At 53.8% G+C, this 2,931-nt stretch carries 1 rRNA gene; it reads left to right on the forward strand.

Annotated features, from left to right (window positions below):
• The first annotated feature begins 38 nt into the window (after positions 1 to 38).
• A 23S ribosomal RNA gene (locus tag ACTQ1O_RS14000) occupies positions 39 to 2,931 on the forward strand.

Raw genomic sequence — 2,931 nt, forward strand, 5'->3', positions numbered from 1 at the left:
TCTACGCTAAGATCTGAAGGCACGGCCATTTTACAATAGGTCAAACATAAAGGGCGCAGGGCGGATGCCTTGGCACTGAGAGCCGAAGAAGGACGTGATTAACTGCGAAAAGCCGCGGGGAGACGTACATAGTCATTGATCCGCGGATGTCCGAATGGGGAAACCCGCATGAGCAAACCTCATGCATCCATACATGAATCCATAGTGTATGGAGGGAGACCTGCTGAACTGAAACATCTAAGTAGGCAGAGGAAAAGAAAGAAAACTCGATGTCCCAAGTAGCGGCGAGCGAACCGGACAGAGGCCAAACCGGAGTGCATGCATTCCGGGGTTGTGGACAGCCAGAACGTACTGAAGAAGGCAGCCGAATAAGTTTGGGAAACTTATCCATAGAGCGTGAGAGACGCGTAGGCGAAACCGGAAGCAGACAAGGCTGCACCAGAGTACCACGGGACACGGGAAACCCTGTGGGAAGCCGGAGGGACCACCCTCCAAGCCTAAATACTCTCAGTGACCGATAGCGCATAGTACTGTGAAGGAAAGGTGAAAAGAACCCCGGGAGGGGAGTGAAAGAGAACCTGAAACCCTGTGTCTTCAAACTGTTGGACACCGATACATGACCGGTGGACAGCGTACTTTTTGTAGAACGGTCCGGCGAGTTGCCGGTGCTGGCGAGGTTAAGGACTGAAGGTCCGGAGCCGAAGGGAAACCAAGTCTTAAGAGGGCGGTATGAGTCAGTACAGGCAGACCCGAAACCGGGTGATCTACCCATGACCAGGCTGAAGCTGGCGTAAGAGCCAGTGGAGGGCCGAACGCACATCTGTTGAAAAAGGTGGCGATGAGTTGTGGGTAGGGGAGAAATTCCAATCGAACCCGGAGATAGCTGGTTCTCCTCGAAACAGCTTTAGGGCTGGCCTCGTTCGAGATCCGTGGAGGTAGAGCACTGAATTTGCAAGGGGGCGTCAAAGCTTACCAAGCGATATCAAACTCCGAATGCCACGTGACCGATGGACGGGAGTCAGACTGCACGAGATAAGTTGGGCAGTCAAAAGGGAAAGAGCCCAGACCCGCGGCTAAGGTCCCAAAGTGTGTGTTAAGTGGTAAAGGATGTGGGATCTCCAAGACAACCAGGATGTTGGCTCAGAAGCAGCCACACATTTAAAGAGTGCGTAATAGCTCACTGGTCGAGAGGTCCTGCGCCGAAAATGTCCGGGGCTGAAACACAACACCGAAGCCTGGGAATGTATTTATACATTGGTAGAGGAGCATTGCATACCTGGGGAAGCAGTACCGTAAGGAGCTGTGGAGGGTATGGAAGAGAGAATGCCGGAATGAGTAGCGAGAGAGAGGTGGGAATCCTCTCGGCCGAATATCCAAGGTTTCCAGGGTAAAGCTGATCTTCCCTGGGTAAGTCGGGGCCTAAGGCGAGGACGAGAGTCGTAGCCGATGGACAGCAGGTTGAGATTCCTGCACTATGATATGACAGAACTGTGGGGACGTATGTGGAGAGCCGGGGCGCGGAATGGAAAGCCGCGTGCAAGCGAAGAGGTGTGTGGCAGGCAAATCCGTCACATAAGCCAGAGCCGTGATGCGGACCGAAATAAAGTAGGGAAGCCGGTGAGCCATGTACCGAGAAAAGCCGCTATTGTTCATATGATACCCGTACCGTAAACCGACACAGGTGGGTGAGGAGAGAATCCTAAGGCCGACGGAAGAAGCATTGTTAAGGAACTCGGCAAAACAGCCCCGTAACTTCGGGAGAAGGGGTGCCCTTGAAAGAGGGCCGCAGTGAACAGGCTCAAGCAACTGTTTAGCAAAAACACAGGTCTATGCGAAACCGAAAGGTGAGGTATATGGGCTGACGCCTGCCCGGTGCTGGAAGGTTACGAGGAGGGGTTAACAGAAATGTGAAGCTCTGAATCCAAGCCCCAGTAAACGGCGGCCGTAACTATAACGGTCCTAAGGTAGCGAAATTCCTTGTCGGGTAAGTTCCGACCCGCACGAAAGGCGTAATGATTTGAGCACTGTCTCGACAATGCATCCGGTGAAATTGAAGTACCAGTGAAGATGCTGGTTACCCGCGCCAGGACGGAAAGACCCCATGGAGCTTTACTCCAGTTTGATTCTGGGGTCTGGTAATGCATGTACAGGATAGGTGGGAGGCTATGAAGGAAGTACGCCAGTATTTCCGGAGCCGCTGTTGGGATACCACCCTTGCGTTACCGGGCTTCTAACCTGCGCCCGTTACCCGGGCGGGGGACAAAGTCAGACGGGGAGTTTGACTGGGGCGGTCGCCTCCGAAAGCGTATCGGAGGCGCCCAAAGGTTCCCTCAGGATGGTTGGAAACCATCCAAAGAGTGCAAAGGCAGAAGGGAGCCTGACTGCGACAGCGACGGTTGGAGCAGGTACGAAAGTAGGGCTTAGTGATCCGGTGGTATTAAGTGGGAATGCCATCGCTCAACGGATAAAAGCTACCCTGGGGATAACAGGCTTATCACTCCCAAGAGTTCACATCGACGGAGTGGTTTGGCACCTCGATGTCGGCTCATCGCATCCTGGGGCTGTAGTAGGTCCCAAGGGTTGGGCTGTTCGCCCATTAAAGCGGTACGCGAGCTGGGTTCAGAACGTCGTGAGACAGTTCGGTCCCTATCCGGCGTGGGCGGAGGAGTTTTGAAAGGAGCTGTCCTTAGTACGAGAGGACCGGGATGGACAGACCACTGGTGTACCGGTTAGACCGCCAGGTCTATGGCCGGGTAGCCAAGTCTGGAAGGGATAAACGCTGAAGGCATCTAAGCGTGAAGCCCCCCTTAAGATGAGAACTCCCATTCGAAAGAAGTAAGACCCCTTAAAGACGATAAGGTTGATAGGGCAGAGGTGGAAGTGCCGTAAGGCATGGAGCTGACTGTTACTAATCGGTCGAGGGTTTGACCT

It is taken from the genome of Bilifractor sp. LCP21S3_A7 (assembly GCF_052118825.1).
GTDB lineage: Bacteria > Bacillota > Clostridia > Lachnospirales > Lachnospiraceae > Bilifractor.